The sequence below is a fragment of the Sporosarcina sp. resist genome (assembly GCF_014302295.1).
In the GTDB taxonomy this organism is placed as follows: domain Bacteria; phylum Bacillota; class Bacilli; order Bacillales_A; family Planococcaceae; genus Sporosarcina; species Sporosarcina psychrophila.
This window is the reverse complement of the sequence record NZ_CP060287.1, coordinates 202,372-220,336: the sequence shown is the minus strand read 5'-3', so window position 1 is coordinate 220,336 and position 17,965 is coordinate 202,372. Positions and strand designations below refer to the sequence as shown.

The window sequence follows — 17,965 nt, the reverse complement described above, 5'->3', positions numbered from 1 at the left end:
GCTAATTTAGAAACTAATCAAACGAGGAGGACTAGATATGACAGCCAATCAACAACGGATTGAACAACATATCGAATTGTTGAGCCGATTTACAGCTACACCAGGTGCGGGTGTAACGCGGCTTACATATAGCCAAGAAGATTTACAGGCTCGGAATTACATTAAAGAAAAAATGGTGGAGTACGATCTAACAGTGACGGAAGACGGGCTCGGCAATATCTTCGGCAAGCTTGAAGGAGCTTTACCTGACGCCCCTTCCGTTATCGTCGGCTCTCACTTTGACTCTGTTCCAAACGGTGGAGCCTATGATGGCGCTGCAGGTGTTGTTGTCGGATTAGAAGTTGCTGCATTGTTCAAAGAGAACAACCTTAAGCCAGCCTACCCGCTTGAAATCATCGCACTTGTTGAAGAAGAAGGTTCCCGTTTTGGCGGTGGCCTAATGGGCTCCCGTGGGATGATGGGTTTATTGACAGAAGAAGATTTCAAAACACTTGCTGATAAAGATGGCGTTTTAGCAGTAGATGCGATGGCAGATATCTCGGTCAACCCAGCGAAAGCGAAAAAACGAGATCCTAAAACGATTAAAGCCTTCCTAGAGCTGCACATCGAACAAGGCCCTATTCTCGAGGAGACAAACATTCAAATTGGTGTCGTTGAAGCAATTGTTGGGCTGACTCAATTAGAAGTGACTGTACAAGGCCAAGCTGGACATGCCGGTACAACACCAATGGATCGACGCTCCGATGCACTCGTTTCCGCGGCACAAATCATTGCCTCCCTGCCAGGTATTGCAAGCGGTGAAGGTCAAGGAACGGTCATTACAACGGGTCGATTGAATGTCTTTCCGAATGGCGCAAATGTTATCCCAGATAAAGTTGTCTTCAGCGTAGACATTCGTTCAGGTAAAGAAGAGCATGTATTGAATGCAGTTCGCAAAGTGGAAGAATTGATTGTACAACAAGATGGCAATGGTATTGGCACGTCAATTGAACAGCAACTCTACATTGAACCGAAAGAACTCGATAGCAGCATCCGCTCTTTATTAAAAGAAGCGAGCGACCATCTTGAAATTCCTTATTGTTCAATTAATAGCGGTGCGGGCCACGATGCAATGGTATTCTCAGATTATACGGCTTGCGGAATGGTGTTCATCCCAAGCAAAGACGGGCTAAGTCATTGTCCGGAAGAATGGTCGGATCCAGGTCACCTTGCAGACGGCACGACTATTATCTATGAAGCGGTAAAGCGATTAACGGAGGCTAAAACAACATGATCAATCAAAAAATAAAAGATGCTATCACAAACTATAGCGACGAACTGACGGCACTGCGACGCAAATTACATAGCGGACCAGAACTGTCGTTCGAAGAAGTAAAAACAACAGCGTTCGTTTGCGCCTATCTAGACGAACTCGGTATTCCCTACCGCAAGACTGAACCTACAGGCGTTATTGCTGAAATTAAAGGCGCGGCGGGCGGCAAAACAGTCGCACTGCGCGGCGATATGGATGCACTCTCTGTTGAACAATTAAACACGCATGTACCTTATGCCTCCAAGATTGAAGGGAAAATGCATGCATGCGGCCATGATGCACACACATCGATGTTGCTAATCGCTGCAAAAGCATTATCCGATGTGAAAGATGAACTGCCGGGTAACGTACGCCTGCTCTTCCAACCCGCAGAAGAAATTGCGCAAGGCGCAAAAGCGATGGTCGATCAAGGCGCCATGGACGGCGTCGACAATGTTTTCGGCATCCACATTTGGTCGCAAATGCCGACGCATAAAGTTTCTTGTACACCAGGCCCCTCATTCGCTGCAGCTGACATTTTCAAAGTCCACTTCACAGGTAAAGGCGGACATGGTGCCATGCCTCAAGACTGTATCGATGCAGCACTCGTTGCTTCTTCGTTCGTCATGAATGTCCAGACTGTCGTTTCACGGACGATTGACCCGCAACAAGCAGCGGTCCTGACTGTCGGTAAAATGGAGGTCGGCACGCGTTTCAACATTATCGCTGAGAATGCTCTGATTGAAGGAACCGTTCGTACGTTCAATCAAGACGTCCGCGATCAAATCGAAACAAGCATTTCACAATACGCCAAAAGCGTCGCTGACATGTACGGCGCAACTGCGGAAGTTGAGTATATCCGTGGAACACAACCGGTTATCAACGACGAAGAGAGTGCGAACCTTGTTCAACAAGTTGCAACTGAAGCATTCGGTCCAGACGTTGTCTATGATGAAAAACCGACGATGGGCGCCGAAGATTTCTCGTTCTTCCTCGACAAAGCGCCTGGCAGTTTTGCACTTGTTGGTAGTGGTAATCCTGAAAAAGATACGGAGTGGTCACATCACCACGGCAACTTCGATATTGATGAAGATGCGCTCGTTACTGGAGCAGAACTATATGCGCAGTATGCATGGGCTTATTTGAATAAGTGATTAATTGAAGGAACGGAAAAGCCGATTTGGCTTTTCCGTTTTTTTGTGCTTGGCGGTGATAAACACAGTTGAGTCGGTGATAACACGCTCCATGCCGGTGATAAACACAGTTGTGTCGGTGACAATATACTCCGCGGCGGTGATAATCTTGTTGCAGTTAGTCATATAATCGGTGTGCTATGATAAATCTACTCACTACAACTCGATTGAAAAGAGGTGTTCCTATGAATTTCATTGCTTGGACAATCGTTGCGTGCGAAATTGGTTTCTGGGTCGTCATTGCTCTCGGACTTATCACCCGCTATATTTTCAAACGCGAAAAGCTCGGTTTTTTCTTCCTTGCTTTGACACCAGTTATCGATTTACTATTACTCATCGTCACAGCAACTGATCTATACAACGGGGCAACCGCAACACAAGTGCACGCAATCGCGGCAATCTATCTCGGGTCTTCTATCGCGTTCGGCAAAAGCATAATCCGCTGGGCTGATGAACGGTTTCGTTACTACATTCAAAAAACGGGCACAAAACCGGTACGTAAAGCCGGATTTGAATACGCTCGACACTCGATGAAAGGCACATTGCAGCATCTGCTCGCTTATATTATCGGCGGTGCTTTCCTTGTCGCAATGATTTATTTCATTGGTGATCCAGCAAGGACAGAAGTACTATCCTCTACTTTGAAAGTATGGGCACTCGTCCTCGGGATTGACTTTGTCATTTCTATTTCGTACTTCATCTGGCCGCGTCCAGAGAAAGTTAAATAAGCTAATTACAAAAGCCGATCTTTTCGAAAGATCGGCTTTTGCAATGAAGTTACTTATTTTTGTTCTAATCGTTTAATAGTACTCCAGATGCCTAGACATACTTCGGTTTTTATAAGGCATATGATCGGATGTGCGGGGGTTATGATCGGGTCACTTGTTATATGATCGGCTGCACGGGGTTATGATCGGGTCACTTGTTATATGATCGGACGCTCACGGGTTATGCTCGGTTCGCCTGTTATATGATCGGACGCGCGGGGGGTTATGATCGGGTCACTTGTTATATGATCGGACGCATGGGGGTTATGATCGGTTCGCCTGTTATATGATCGGACGCGCGGGGGTTATGATCGAGTCACTTGTTATATGATCGGGCGCTCCAGGTTACGCTCGGTTCGCCTGTTATATGATCGGTCGCGCGTGGGTTATGCTTGGTCCACTTGTTATATGATCGGCTGCACGGGGTTATGATCGGGTCACTTGTTATATGATCGGAAGCACGGGGTTATGATCGGGTCACTTGATATATGATCGGACTCACGAGATTATGATCGGTTCACAATATATATGATCGGTCACGCAGGGGTTATGCTCGGTTCACAACATATATGATCGGCCACATCGGGGTTATGCTCGGTTCACAACATATATGATCGGCCATACCGGGGTTATGCTCGGTTCACAACATATATGATCGGTCACACCGGGGTTATGATCCGGTCACTTGTTATATGATCGGTCACACCGGGGTTATGCTCGGTTCACAACATATATGATCGGCCACACCGGGGTTATGCTTGGTTCACAACATATACGCTCGGACGCACTGAGGTTTTATGATCACCCATTCTTTCACCAAAGATCAACTAGTTTCCAAACAAAAAAGCCGACCTATTCAATAGGCCGGCTTTCGTCTCATTAATCAATATCGTAATAACTACAAACTACTTCAGCAACAGATTTTGCTGAAACCAGAAGGGCATCTTCATCAATATCAAATTTTGGGTGATGATTCATGAACGCCCTTTCTACGCCTTTAGGTTTGCAACCGATATTAAAGAAAATGCCTGGAACTTTTTCCAAGTAATACGCAAAGTCTTCTGACCCCGAAAAGACGGGGAATTCCACTACTTCTTTGATATCCGGATCATCTGATTTTTTCAAAATGGAGACAACTTCTGCAGTCACCGCTGGGTCATTATAAAGCGGCGGATAATCAGCCGTATACGTCAACTCGCACGTGACGTCAAACTCCAGTTCAATGCCGCTAACAATACGATGAATTTCCCGGGAAATTAACTGCTGGGTATCCTCATTCATATACCGGACATCACCTTCAAGCTCTATGCTATCTTTGATAACATTAAACGAACCTTTTCCGTCAAATGAACCGATTGTAACAACACCCATTTCAAACGGATTTAAACGCCTACTGACAATGGTCTGGATTGCCGTTACAAAATGAGCACCTGCAATAATCGGATCGTTCGACTGATGCGGGGATGATCCATGACCGCCACTTCCTTGAATCACCAATTTAAAATACGTTCTCCCCGCCATTGCAAAGCCGCTGCGATAACCAATCGTACCTGTTGAATGCGAAGGGAATAAATGCGTCCCAAAAACCAGATCCAAATCATCTAGCACACCTGATTCAACAATACTCTTTGCTCCACCCGGCGGCGTTTCCTCCGCATGTTGGTGAATAATTTTAATTGTACCCGCAATCGATGATTTCATCTGAATGAGACAATCCGCAAGAATTAACATGTACGCGGTATGCCCGTCATGTCCACATGCATGCATCACGCCGTCATTTTTCGATTTGAACGGAACATCTGTCGCTTCATGAATCGGCAACGCATCAAAGTCAGCACGGAGTCCGATTGTCTTACCGGGCTTATCCCCTTTAATTGTTACGATGATTCCATATCCATTGCCAACATTCGTCTGCACTTCTACATCTTTTCCTTTATAAAAGTCAGCGATATATTGTGCAGTTTTTTCTTCTTTAAAAGACAGTTCCGGATTCTCATGTAAAAAGCGTCGAATTGCTATCATTTCGTCTTTACGACTTTCTAGCAGTTGCATTAATTCCTTTTTCGTCTCAATTACTTCTTCTACTCGTTGACTCATAACTAGTAGCCCCCTTTATTATTCTGCTGCCTTTTTGCTTTTTAACTTCTCAAGAAGTATACAAGCAACGACTGTTCCTAGTATACAAAGAAACGTTTTCATTGAAGCCGGCACTGGGCCCAAGTTAACCAGTAGTCCAAAAGCCAATCCAACGATGCCCCATAGCGGTTTCTTAATGGCAAATTGAGCAATAACACCACCAAAAATGGCTGGCAGGACAAACTGGAAGCTAGCGGTCAATGTTGCCGGCAACAGTGCAATTAGATATGAACCGAAAAGAATCGCGAACACAAGAATGACTGTATTGACGATGGAAGCCGCTGCTATAGCGAGCGTTGCTGTTACTTCCCCTTTTTTCGTCCCAGGTTCCGCACCGACTACACTTTGAGCAATTGATGCACTTGGCAGACACATATTACCTATATTGCCAGTTAAAAAAGCAAGATAAGTGCCCGAAACACCCAAAATCGGATAATAACTAATTGGCTCAATAAACCAGACTACCGCAATAATCGATGCATAAGCAAGGAACCCGGACAGTATTGGTGACCATCCCGGATGAAAATCAAGACCAAACGATAGATAGAGAGGCAAAGCCAACGTCAGTACGATAACACTCCAAATCGTCAAGCGTCCCCAAAAATGTGATTTAGCATGAAACGTTGCAAAGTCGAGTGTTGCATCTGTCTCGTCCGTCCGTAAATCCCCTTGCATCATCACTTCAGTTTCCCCTTCATTCATAATCGTCATACCGTTTCTCCTGCCTTCCTCGTTAAGTTAGTAACAGTCCTATTGATAACCCCACAACAATCACTAATCCGAGAGACCATTCTCTTAACCAATTCATTTTAAACTTATTAGAAGCCCATATGATAACCGGCATGACAAGAAATGCAGCTATAAATACCACCGTCTCATTGATCCCTCTTATCATTTGCCCTGCACCAAAATAACCAAAAGCCCCTATCATTGCTGCAGTCGAAACAATACTCAACAGTTTAACATTGCTATTTTTTCTCGAAATTTTCTCTTGAAACTTACCTAGTGATTTCGTGAATAACGCAGTAACCAATAACCAGCCCATTCCACCAAGACACATGACCCAAACTGCAGTCGTGAATGCTTGTTCAGTAAATGTCGACGAACCCAGTTCCGAGCCGGCCGCCTGTGCTCCTAGACTCGCGCCGACCGTTTCGATTGGTGCCGATCCGACGATACCGATTCGCATGAGTGTAACCGGATTTCCAAGGAAAGTAATTAAGGAAATCGCCACGATAATAATTGCAAAAGAAGGCCCTAACGAACTGATTGCCCCCGTCCGCACGACCGACTTCACCTCCAAAGTTGTCAGTCCAACAGAGGGAGCTGTTTTTGAAGCAAGCCTGATGAAGACAACTGCTTGAAATATAACAATACCAATGACGAGAGCCGCAATAATCCATATTGGGAAGCTGTTTGCTACTTTCAAAACTTGTTCCATCTTCTTTCCTCCTCATTACGTTTTGTCACCGGCAATTTTATACGGTTACTATTTTCGTATTACAACTAATTCATAGGGTAAATAATAAAGCGTTCACATTGTTAGAATTTTTACTCTTTTCAATTTATGTTCATTACTATACACTGGAATTAGTGTGATAACAATGTTCATTCATACACTGTTTTAGTGAATTATATAGATATTTCTACACCACCGAAAGGAGAAAAGAGATGAAAACAGATAAGACAACTAATCCTTTATTACAAGGGAAGTTAAGGGATGTCGAACTGACAGTTTTAGTCGACAGCATTCGTTCAATCACTTCCAGTTTGGACCTTGACGAAGTTTTGGGGGAAATCATGCGGAATGCACTCAAAGTGATTCCAGCTACAGATGCAGGGTATTTAATGCTTTACGACGTGGGGACAGAGCGGCTACTAGTAAAAGCACCACTTGGGTTTAATGACAACATTTACAATTTCAAAGTGAAACCAGGAGAATCTATTACAGGGACTGTATTCGAGGATGGGCTAGGACTGATATTCAATTCCAAAGAAGAAATACTCAAGGCAATGGATTATCACCATGTTTCAAAATCGAACTTTCATCATATTATTTCATCCGCAAACATCCCAGAAGCACTTATTTGCGTACCCATTTCCATTGAAGACAAAAGGATTGGCATCATGATTACTCATCAATGGCATCGAAAAAAAGTGTTAGATGAACATGATCTTCTCCTACTGCAGGCGTTTGCTGAACAAGCCGCTATCGCCATTCAAAATGCACAGTACTTTACAGAAGCAAATAATCGAATCGAAAAAATCACACAATTAAGTGCGCAGCTGGAAGAACGAAATATTCAACTTCAAAAAAGGCATAAAGTGCATGAAACATTGACCACTATTTCGTTGGAGAATAAAGGTCTCGAGGCAATCGTCCATGAATTCAACCTAATGCTCAATTCACCCGTTACCTTTTTCAACGTCATTGAAGACAAATTCTATTTACATGACCCTAATGAAATACCTAATTTCGATCAATTTGAACTGAAAAAAATCTTTTTAACAAGAAGGAAACCTATCCACCTCAAAGCGAATCACCCTTCCGTAAAAACCTATTATATCTACCCTGTTTATAATGGCCCTGTTTTTCTTGGGTGTTTCCTGATTCACGTGAGCGAAGAAATTTCCGAGTCAGACCGAATTGCACTCGAACAAGGGAGTTCCATATTAGCTTTGGAATTAATCAAAAATCAAACCGTCACTGAATACTTTTATAAAAAGACGCACGAACAATTCCTTGCGCTGTTAAACGCAAAAAACGATGAACATCTTGAAACACTAGCAAAGGAGTTCGGTCTAAACGCCTCCACATATTGGTTTATGGCGATTTTTGAAATACCGAATTACACAGATTTGCAGCTACTGGAAATCAAGATTCACCATCTAGTACTGAAATTAAAAAACGAACTACCCAAGACTGAAACAATGATTTATGGGTTACAAAATCGAGTCATCTTCTTCGCCTCTATAACAGAATCCAGCCACTTTAAGATCTTCCAACAAAAGTTCAACGTCGTCAAAGAAGAGTGGGATGCGAAGGATCAACATTCTTTCCGCGCTGGCATTAGCTCGACTTATAAAGGATTACACGCCATTAAAAAGATTTACGAAGAAGCGAACAAAACACTGACATACCTAACCTCACGTAATCGGCTAGATATCATTCGTTACGAAAACATTGGGTTAAACAAGCTCTTTTTAAATCAGTCGCCCAGGGAAATCCAACAATTTATCGATGAGGTCTTTCTTCCCCTATCCTACCCTCATGAAAAAAAGTCCGAGTTGGAAGAAACCTTGCTGACCTATTTTGAATCAAACCGTTCCGCTACAAAAACAGCTGAAAAACTACATATTCACATCAACACACTATACCAGCGCATTCGGAAAATTGAACACGTACTGCAACTCGACTTAAACGACAATGAAGACTCCTTGAAAATACACCTAGCCTGTCATCTACGTTCTACTTATGTATAAAAATCGAAAAAGCCGACCCATCATAAGGTCGGCTTTCTTCGTATTACGTGTTATGCGTTCATACTTTTCAATGCTGTTCCAACTTTTACTGTACGTCCCGCCTGATGAGCAACTGCCGCTTTAATTGCCGCTTCGTCATCCGCTATTTTTCCATCTTGTCCGACAGTTACGCTTGTACCGTACGGGTTACCACCAGCTGCAAATGTAACTGCGTCGGTGAAACCTGGTGCCGCAACAATTGCTCCCCAGTGGTACATTGTTGTGTATAAGGAAAGAATTGTTGCTTCCTGACCGCCATGTGGGTTTTGTGCTGAAGACATTGCGCTTACTGCTTTATTAGCGAGCTTGCCTTGGAACCAAAGACCACCTAATGTATCGATGAAACTCTGGATTTGCCCAGGTACATTACCGAAACGTGTCGGTACACTAAAGATAATCGCGTCCGCCCACTCAAGATCTTCTCCTGTTGCAACAGGTACATCTTTCGTTGCTTCAGCATGCGCTTTCCAGCCCGGAGATGAATCGATTGCAGCTTGTGGAGCTGTTTCAGCCACTTTCATCAGTCGTACTTCAGAACCTGCTGCTTCAGCCGCCTCTGCAGCCCACTGTGCCAATTGGTAGTTCGTACCGCCTGAACTGTAATATACGATTGCTGTTTTTGTTTTTATCATGTTTACCGTCTCCTCTTTACTTGTTGTAGTGTTTTTGCCGAATAACCTGTCTAAAAAACTCATTTTTTTATCTCCGCTTCTCTTTTCATTTCACAAATGTTGTTTTGTACCACTCTGCCGCTGCGTCCACTTCCGTACGCGTTAGCGAATGACCATTCATTTCCCAGTGAACTTCCGTCACTGCGCCCGCGCCTGCCAATAATTCCTTGAGATCTTCTGACTCCTTCGCAGGGCAAATCGGATCATTTTTTCCTGCGGTGATGAACACCGGAATGCCGGCTAAATCTGGCAAGTCGATTCCACGCCTCGGTACCATCGGGTGATGAAGAATTGCGCCTTTCAAAGCCTCTGCATAATGGAACAGCAGGCTTGCTGCGATGTTCGCTCCATTAGAATAACCAACCGCAACGACATTCAACCTGTCAAAACTATTTTCTTTTGCAGCTTCATCCAGAAACGCATTCAATTCCTTCGTACGGAAGATTAAATCCTCCTCATCGAATACCCCTTCCGCCAATCTACGGAAGAAACGCGGCATGCCGTTTTCAAGGACATTTCCTCGAACACTTAGTACCCCAGCATCGGGGTCAATTAAGTCGGCAAGTCCCAGTAAATCCTGTTCTGTGCCTCCTGTGCCGTGAAGCAAAAGTAACACCGGTTTTGAAGCATTTTTTCCTGGTTTATAAATATGTTTCATAGTATATCTCTCCTCGTATCAATCAATTTCTCGCACTTCAAAAGGGATCAAAGAAGATTCCAGCTGTTCGCGACTGTGCTCATATTGCGTTGGAAGCATAAGATTTTCTCCCATCGTCTCCACGGACTCGTCATGTGCAAAGCCTGGTGCATCCGTTGCAATTTCAAACAAAATATTTCCGTGTTCTCGGAAGTAAATCGCATTGAAATAGTTTCTGTCTTTCACCGGAGTCACGCCATAACCATTCTCTTCAACAAGTGATTTCCAGTCCAGTTGATCCGCATCATCTTCAGCGCGCCAAGCGATATGGTGTACTGTGCCGACACCCATTTGTGCACGACCTGATGATGTTGTTTTCAAATCGACGACATTGCCAATGTCCGCTGTTGAGCGAAACCGGATGTATTCGCCTTCTTCACCGATTTTTTCAAGCCCCATAACTTGTTCAAGAAGATGAGCCGTTTTTTCAGGTTGTGTAGATAATAGCGTTGCGCCGCCAAACCCTTTTATAGCGACATCCGCTGTTATTTCACCAACCATCCATTCATTCTTTACCCCATCTTCTCGCTCGACAATCTCAATTCTCAAACCGTGTGGATCATCAAATGATACATACGTTTCACCAAAGCGGTTTGATCTGCTAAACGCAATCTTAAATTTCTCAAGACGGTTTTCCCAGAAAGTCATTGCCCCGACCGGTACTACGTACGACGTAACACCGACTTGACCATCCCCAATTGTTCCTTGGCGAGCATTAGCCCATGTGAAAAACGTAATGATCGTACCCGGTGCACCGTTTCCATTACCAAAGTAAAGATGATACGTCCCCGGATCATCGAAGTTGACGGTTTTCTTGACAAGACGCAACCCAAGAACACCCGCGTAAAAGTCGACGTTTTCTTGCGGATGTCCGACGATTGCAGTTATGTGGTGAATGCCCATTGATTTTTTCGTCATATCAATTCTCTCCTCGAATTAGTAGAAAGTTATTTATCTTGAATTCAAGGTAATCATACCAAGCAGAGTTTTCTTTGTCAACGAGTTGGCTTGAAGCATATAAATCGGATGTAAGAAACGAGTCACCGCCCGTCTTGTTCAACAATAAACGCTTAAAAGTGAATAAAGAGGCTATCCGAGATAGTTCAGATAGCCTCTTGTCACAGTACATTCATTATTACCAAGGTTCATCCTATCGAATAGTAGGGATGCATAATTCGCTATCTACGCAACTCATATTTTTCCTTTCCGGATAAACAATGAACTCCTTCCATTTATGACAACGGAAGGAGTTCATTGTTTACTATTCAAAATTAGAGATTCGCCAGTACTGCCAAGCAATTACCTCGGACATCCACGCGAGCCCCTTACTTTCCGCTTGGTGAATTGGTTTCCATTCATTCTCTTCACCGCGCATCAGGTAAATCTCATGATGGGGCGCCTGATCGTGGTAACCCGTCATATCAAACGTTCCGTCCCGCCTCATAACTGCTCGCACTTCATAGTTAATGTCAGGGGCCGTTGTAAGGGGATTGCCGACAGCATGCAGAAGATGAAATCCCGCTTCGTCTTCCCCGTGATTTGTCCGTTTCAACGTAATCCCATCGTGTGAAGCGGTTGCTTGTTTCCTAAAGCGCTTAAAAGCATCATAGACAATCGATGGCCCAACATCCCTTGTAAACGTCAACGGAGAACGTTCAAGGTCATATGCCAGTTCGACGTCCACTCGGGTCCGATAACTGGCTCCATTTGAATCGAATCCCCTGTCATCCCCTTTAAAATAACGATTTCGCGATAAAAGATTCGGATTCAGCACCCAGTCATCCTGCAAAAACGTCATGTAGCGGAATCCCCACCTATCTACATTCGGAAGACGAACTCTGTCTTGAACAGGCGTCAGCAACTCCCTCGGCTTGGCAATGGATTTTGTCACCGAAAACTGTTCAATCGCCGCTTCTGCCTTCGACGAAACCGGATTCAACAGCCCAAAAACAGTGGAGACAATCGACTGAAAGACGTTGAATCGTTCTTCCGACTTCGCAAGTGACCGCTTAGATTTAATCGTATACGTATAGATTTCATCCAACGAAAAATCCCTGTCGATGTAAGAATTACCGACCGCCGTTGTCATATGCGTCCCATTTCGGTAGACATCATATTCAGCGACATCTTTAATTTCCTCCCAAGACAATGCAATTTGCGTCTTTGCGACAATCGTTGTCATGACAAGTGACTGAAGCGGACTTTCTTTGTTTTTCTGTTCAGCAAATGCTGACGTTTGCAATGCAATAACGTCAATCACAATACCATCCTCAACACGTTCGATTAAGTAATTATATAGTTTCGCATGCTTGAAATCACCGTCACTAAATTCAGAGACCGTTCCTTCATACAAATGATGCCCGTCTCTATAGACTTTGTAGGTTCCGCCGACATCATTCCATGTGAAATAGATTAGATCTGCCTTATGCAAAACGGTTTGTATTTCAAACAGTTTCTTTTTCATCCGCACACCACACCCCTTACTTGGAAGTGTGGTATATTTCGCGAGCAGTTAAACATTACATTTCAATACCTGTTAATGAAAGAAGGACCGCACCTTTTAAACGACTTGCTGCTTCTCCAGGATCTTCTTCTCCAGAAATTGCAGAAATAACCGCTACCCCTGACGCACCCGCTTTAATGATAGCACCGGCTCTGCGTTCTGAAATTCCGCCAATCGCAACAATTGGTAAGCCAGGTAACAACGATGCCACTTCCCTAATTGTCTCGATACCAATAACCGGTTGCGTATCCATTTTCGTCTGTGTCTCATAAACTGGACCTAGACCGATATAATCAGCCCCAGCATCAGCTGCCGCAATCGCTTCTGTTACATTATGCGTAGAAACACCTATTAGCATGTCTGGACCAACCTTGTCACGCACTGCTGAAATATATCCGTCTTCCTGCCCGATATGAATACCGTCTGCACCAATTTCAATCGCAAGACCTATATCATCATTGACAATGAAAGGTACACTATATTGTTCACATAATTGCTGACACGCTTGTGCAAATGCCTTCAATTCTTCACCCGTTAATGCACCAGGCCCTTTTTCACGTAATTGAAAGCTCGTTATACCACCCTTTAGCGCCTCTTCTAAGACATGTAACGGGTCGCGTCCCGCCAAATTCACTGTACCCATGATGAAATATAAGTTAACTGTTTGCTTATCCATAAACTACAACCCCTTCCATTGTCTTGTTACCGCGGCGTCCATATGCCCAGTGATTCGTCGGACCATGGCCGCCACCAATTTTAAGTCCATCTTCAATTGCTGCGTGGATAAAACATTTTGCAGAAACAACTGCATTCGCTGCCGTTTCCCCATTTGCCAAAAACGCTGTCAGTGCCGCCGAATACGTACACCCTGTTCCATGCGTATCTTTCGTATCAATCCATGGTGCGCGAACCGAGAACCGTTCCCCGTCAGCCCCCATGAACAGATCTTCCGCATAAGGCGCTTCTTTCCGGTGGCCCCCTTTAATAAGAACCGCCCCCGCGCCCAACGCTATTATATGTTTCGCCGCTCGTTCTATGTCTTCATTCGTCTTTATTTCCATTCCTGCAAGCACTTCTGCTTCTGGAATATTAGGTGTAACAATAGCTGCAAGAGGTACCAGTACAGTCTTCAACGCTTCAACCGCCTGTCTTTCTAACAATGAAGCACCCCCTTTCGCAATCATCACCGGATCAATGACAAGTGGAATTCCGCTCCAATGAAACGCCTCTCCCACTGCATAGATAATTTCTGTCGAAAAGAGCATCCCTGTCTTAATCGCTTTAACATCAAAATCTTCAATAACTGCCTGTATTTGCGCTTTAATAATAGCGGTGTCAACCGGCTGTATCGCCGTCACTCCAAATGTATTTTGCGCTGTCACCGCTGTCAGTGCCGACGTACCGAAAACACCCAATTCTTGGAACGTCTTCAAGTCTGCCTGAATACCCGCACCACCACCACTATCCGACCCCGCAATTGTCAATGCCACACGTACCATTCGATTCGCCACCCTTTTATTTATACTAAAAAGCCGCTTCCCGGTGGCGTAAGAAAGCGGCTAGCCATTTAACTATTCGTAAAAGGCGTACCCACTTTCCTACGCCGGTATAATCCGGATCAGGTTCCAAGGGTCCGCGCATTCATGCACGTCTCAGCCTAAAAAAGGCTCCCCTAGTGGTTGTTAAACTATTCAGCTTTGTAGCAAGTGTAACATATCTAGTGTGAGATTGTGGGAATGTTTGGTCCATTTTCAATAGAAGCATAGAGTAATGGAAATAAAAAACTCCATCAAATAGGTTCAATATATATAATAAACTCGTTTCACGTGGTAACAGTTTATTCCATTCTATCGTCGATAAGAGTATAGTTAATGACATAAACAGAAAGAAGGCGCAGTTTATGCATAAAGCAGACAGCAGACCGAATAATCCCGACAAATCCATGTGGATCAGTCTTTTCGGGGCACTCGTTATTATTGCAGTGGTCATTATTACTAATCTTACAATGGGTTAACATTCACTAAAACCTAGATAGGCCGACATCACAGCGGCCTGTTTTTTTATTCAGAACCCCAAATTCTTTCCACTTCTGAGTCCCCATCCTTAATCCGTATAACATACACGTCTGGATTCGTCAGTGCCTGCCACTGCCCAAAATCGAATCGTTCATCATAACAACTTAATAATAGCGCCATTAAATTCCCGTGTGTCACAAGCACTGTCCGCGAACCGTCACCCAGCTCATCCACAACATCACAGACCCTCGACATCGCTTCACTCGAAGATTCCCCACCCTCATATTTTAGATGAAGGTCAAAAAACGTATCTTCCAGCTTTATCAACCAATCCTCGAAATCCATTGAACTTAGCACGCGCTCCATAAGCCGACTATCCACCTCTACATGCAACTTCTTCCGCTCAGCTATAGGCCAGCCCGTCTGACGTGCACGAGAAAACGGACTCGTAATAATCCGATCCACTTCGATATCTTCGAAAAACGCTACAAGCTGACCCGCCTGCAGAATCCCTTCAGCAGTCAATTCCGCGTGTGGTGCCTGCCCTTCTGCGGAGCAATGACGCACGATGTAAATAACTTTTTCCATACCCGCTTCACCCCATTCTTCTTACTAAATAGACATACAACCCATTCGCAAACTAGCTGTAGTCATCCCTATTACTCTTTTTCCCTTGTATGCTCCAAAGAAAACATCTCAATGTTTTAGATTCCTTAGAAATCACAACAAAAAGTGCCTGTACAATAAACCATCATGAAAATTTAAGCATTCATGGTGGTTTCTTATGCAGGCACTCACTATTATTTATTCATCTGGGCAAGGAAGTCAGCTAAAGGGTCTTCCTCTTCTACAACAGAGGTTTCTTCTGGCTCCTTTAACTGTTCCCAATCAAAATTATCCAGATCATCCTCTATGTTAATCAATTGATGTTCTGTTTCCACCTCAACGGCAGCGCTCGTTTCTTCCTGCAAATATAATGCTGCATTTACATCTATTGCATTGCTGTTCAATGATGCAAAGAGAGAAGCTGTGCGGATTGGATCGGACATCAACTGATAGACGATACTCCCTAGTAGCGCCTCGGAATGTTCGTGCTTTAACCAATCACGTTGCGCTTTAGTTAACCCTTTTGGGAGCGGAATTGTTATGGCCTCTCTATGCTTTAAAAGTGAGTCATTCACCCCATCTATCACGAACTCCGCAATTTTACTGGAAAAGTTTCTTCTTTCGACTTCTTTTAACTTTTGCAGTTGCTTTAGTGTGTGGTCAGATGTATCTGATGGGAGACGAAATGTAATGGGCTGTCCCCTTTTTAATCCCGCGTCATTCATGCATAGTCACCTTACTTTGTTTTAACTAACTTTTCTTCTTCTTTAATTTTGACTTGTTGATTTTTTTTCGCAAAGTCTGAAATTAACTTGTAATAAGCGTTGGCCATCATCCAAACACTTTCTTTTTCATCTTCAAAGAAATCGATATTATAACCATCTAAGCTATTATTTAACGTTTTAAGATAGTCTTTAAGGACAATAGAGCCTCCGCCGATGAAATAGCAGATCTCAGATTGCGAGTTTCTTGCCCATACATTCCGTAAATGGCGGTATTGCTTTTTCGCTAGCTCCAAGAGAATCCGGTCTACAATGTCATGAACACTTGTCCGGCTTCCTTTTACCATAATATGATTACGGTTATTTTTCTTCGTTATAATGTCCACAACATCTAGACGACTGTCCAACTCTACGCCATGTCTAACATAAATTTCTTCCCGAATAGCATCCAGAGACTCTGAAACACCCAAGTTGAAGCCTTGTGCCTTATCATCATCAACTTTACGATTCCTAATAACCGCAACATCCGTTGATAACCCACCGATGTCTTGTATCAAGATTTGTTTATCGATTAATTCTTTATTAATGATGTTTAAATTATTATCCATTACAAGGTTGATAAACGCAGCAAAACCTTCCGGATAAACCTTTACTTCATCAAATTTAATATTTACTTTTATACCTTGATATTTAGGTGTAACCAAAAACTCTACTTGGTGAACAGAGCTAAGCAATTGGGAACGATAACCAACGTCTTTCCCTTCCTTTACTTCTCTCAGTGGAAGTCCTGTACCTAGTGTATACGTAGCTTCAATTACATTATTATTACGTTTAAAAATACCTTTATTCTCATCACGAGCTGCATCTATTGCAAGTGCCGCGAACAACATCACCAAAGTTTGATCTTCCTCAGATTTGTTGCTACCTGGATCTAGTTCAGTTGAATTACCACTTTTCGTAGCAAGATTCCCAACACGGTAAATAGCGTTGTTATCTTTTAATGTTGGAGAGTGCAAACGAATATGAATGCCATCAGTAGGCTCTTGGTTGTCTAGTTCTTCAATGCCGATAATCGGACGATCTGCAATATCTTGTGCAATTACATTGGGTATATTGAGTTCTGCTTCCAATTTACCGAAAATGGCTTTTAATGAATCGTTTCCTACGTCAATTGCTGCAATACGTGTTTCTGTCATAAAAATCATCCTCCCCAATTATTCTATCTTTCTATTGAAATGGTACTGGAATTTTGTTGGCAGGTCAATCCAATTCAACTATTTAACACACAAATGTAATATTGTGTACCCAGCTGTAAACTTGTACACATTAACGTATACACCCGCCACCACTGGTTGCGTACGTGTTTGTACACTTGTACACATTAATGTTTACAAATGTATACATTAATGTGTACAAGTACACTGTAATGTATACATCCACAAAAATAGTTAAGATGGACGTTTACTCAAGTTCGATATAAGCCCTCCTTCCCCTTCCCTTCCTAACTTCAAGCTGAAGCCGAGCTTGCTTACCATTCAATAAAAAGGGTATTTCACAAATAAAACCCATTAGACATTCCCTTACTTTTCTAAAGTGCCAGTGATTATAAGTTGTTATTCGATCTGTTCCCACCTTCATTACAAGCATGCGAGCTGTTGACCAAGCAATTTCGGCTTCTCAGTTTCGCCTCTAACATGCCTTTACGGGTTAAATAGTATCATTAATCACCAATTAGCTTACGCCACACTCCAGGCCCCCAGCTACATCTAGGAATAACCTGACTAATAATAGGTGGCCGAATAAGACAAAATGACAACCATTTCATACACCAAAATAAAAAAC

16 protein-coding genes and 1 riboswitch are annotated in these 17,965 nt (G+C 43.4%); of the genes, 4 read left to right on the top strand and 12 right to left on the bottom strand.

The features are described from left to right. Positions 1–37 precede the first annotated feature (37 nt). The 3 genes from H7992_RS01005 to H7992_RS00995 all read left to right on the top strand — a co-directional run bounded on the left by H7992_RS01005 (position 38) and on the right by H7992_RS00995 (position 3,212). On the top strand, positions 38–1,273 hold the full coding sequence (locus H7992_RS01005; protein ID WP_187046435.1) for a Zn-dependent hydrolase: 1,236 nt from the start codon (positions 38–40) through the stop codon (positions 1,271–1,273). Next, on the top strand, positions 1,270–2,445 hold the full coding sequence (locus H7992_RS01000) for an amidohydrolase (protein WP_187046434.1): 1,176 nt from the start codon (positions 1,270–1,272) through the stop codon (positions 2,443–2,445). The genes H7992_RS01005 and H7992_RS01000 overlap by 4 nt, the downstream gene beginning before the upstream one ends. Before the next feature lie 224 nt (positions 2,446–2,669). Further along, positions 2,670–3,212: a hypothetical protein gene (locus H7992_RS00995; protein ID WP_187046433.1), complete on the top strand. Its 543-nt coding sequence runs from the start codon at positions 2,670–2,672 to the stop codon at positions 3,210–3,212. 918 nt (positions 3,213–4,130) lie between these two features. Here the strand turns inward: H7992_RS00995 and H7992_RS00990 are convergent. From H7992_RS00990 to H7992_RS00980, 3 genes are read right to left on the bottom strand one after another with little or no spacing between them, the layout of a single operon-like run. Then, complete coding sequence (locus tag H7992_RS00990) at positions 4,131–5,348, bottom strand: M20 family metallopeptidase (RefSeq protein WP_187046432.1); 1,218 nt, start codon at positions 5,346–5,348, stop codon at positions 4,131–4,133. Between the two features lie 18 nt (positions 5,349–5,366). Next, the gene (locus H7992_RS00985) at positions 5,367–6,098 is read right to left on the bottom strand and encodes a small-conductance mechanosensitive channel (protein ID WP_255428551.1); all 732 of its coding nucleotides are present in this window, start codon (positions 6,096–6,098) and stop codon (positions 5,367–5,369) included. A gap of 22 nt (positions 6,099–6,120) precedes the next feature. After that, entirely contained in the window at positions 6,121–6,828 is a 708-nt protein-coding gene (locus H7992_RS00980; protein WP_187046431.1) for a DUF5058 family protein, read from the bottom strand. A 230-nt stretch (positions 6,829–7,058) separates the two neighbouring features. On the opposite strand from H7992_RS00980, the gene H7992_RS00975 reads away from it, so the two are divergent. Beyond that, on the top strand, positions 7,059–8,870 hold the full coding sequence (locus H7992_RS00975) for a helix-turn-helix domain-containing protein (protein WP_187046430.1): 1,812 nt from the start codon (positions 7,059–7,061) through the stop codon (positions 8,868–8,870). 50 nt (positions 8,871–8,920) lie between these two features. Here the strand turns inward: H7992_RS00975 and wrbA are convergent, their stop codons facing one another. From wrbA to H7992_RS00930, 9 genes are all read right to left on the bottom strand, one after another. Beyond that, positions 8,921–9,604, bottom strand: coding sequence for an NAD(P)H:quinone oxidoreductase (gene wrbA / locus H7992_RS00970; RefSeq protein ID WP_187046429.1), 684 nt, complete (start codon positions 9,602–9,604; stop codon positions 8,921–8,923). Between the two features lie 22 nt (positions 9,605–9,626). After that, positions 9,627–10,238: an alpha/beta hydrolase gene (locus H7992_RS00965; protein WP_187046428.1), complete on the bottom strand. Its 612-nt coding sequence runs from the start codon at positions 10,236–10,238 to the stop codon at positions 9,627–9,629. 18 nt (positions 10,239–10,256) lie between these two features. Then, positions 10,257–11,195, bottom strand: a complete 939-nt coding sequence (locus H7992_RS00960; RefSeq protein ID WP_187046427.1) for a ring-cleaving dioxygenase — start codon at positions 11,193–11,195, stop codon at positions 10,257–10,259. A gap of 343 nt (positions 11,196–11,538) precedes the next feature. Continuing rightward, the gene (locus H7992_RS00955; RefSeq protein ID WP_187046426.1) at positions 11,539–12,741 is read right to left on the bottom strand and encodes a DUF3238 domain-containing protein; all 1,203 of its coding nucleotides are present in this window, start codon (positions 12,739–12,741) and stop codon (positions 11,539–11,541) included. 55 nt (positions 12,742–12,796) lie between these two features. Further along, positions 12,797–13,456, bottom strand: a complete 660-nt coding sequence (gene thiE, locus H7992_RS00950) for a thiamine phosphate synthase (RefSeq protein ID WP_067204577.1) — start codon at positions 13,454–13,456, stop codon at positions 12,797–12,799. Continuing rightward, positions 13,449–14,279 carry a bifunctional hydroxymethylpyrimidine kinase/phosphomethylpyrimidine kinase gene (gene thiD, locus H7992_RS00945; protein WP_067204574.1) on the bottom strand — a complete coding sequence of 277 codons (831 nt, stop codon included), beginning with the start codon at positions 14,277–14,279 and terminating at the stop codon, positions 13,449–13,451. Before thiD ends, thiE begins: the two co-directional genes overlap by 8 nt. 79 nt (positions 14,280–14,358) lie before the next feature. Beyond that, positions 14,359–14,464, bottom strand: a riboswitch (TPP riboswitch). A 376-nt stretch (positions 14,465–14,840) separates the two neighbouring features. After that, positions 14,841–15,383: a histidine phosphatase family protein gene (locus H7992_RS00940; RefSeq protein WP_187046425.1), complete on the bottom strand. Its 543-nt coding sequence runs from the start codon at positions 15,381–15,383 to the stop codon at positions 14,841–14,843. A gap of 212 nt (positions 15,384–15,595) precedes the next feature. After that, on the bottom strand, positions 15,596–16,126 hold the full coding sequence (locus tag H7992_RS00935; protein WP_187046424.1) for a hypothetical protein: 531 nt from the start codon (positions 16,124–16,126) through the stop codon (positions 15,596–15,598). A gap of 11 nt (positions 16,127–16,137) precedes the next feature. After that, complete coding sequence (locus H7992_RS00930) at positions 16,138–17,319, bottom strand: ParM/StbA family protein (RefSeq protein ID WP_067204556.1); 1,182 nt, start codon at positions 17,317–17,319, stop codon at positions 16,138–16,140. Positions 17,320–17,965: the final 646 nt, after the last annotated feature.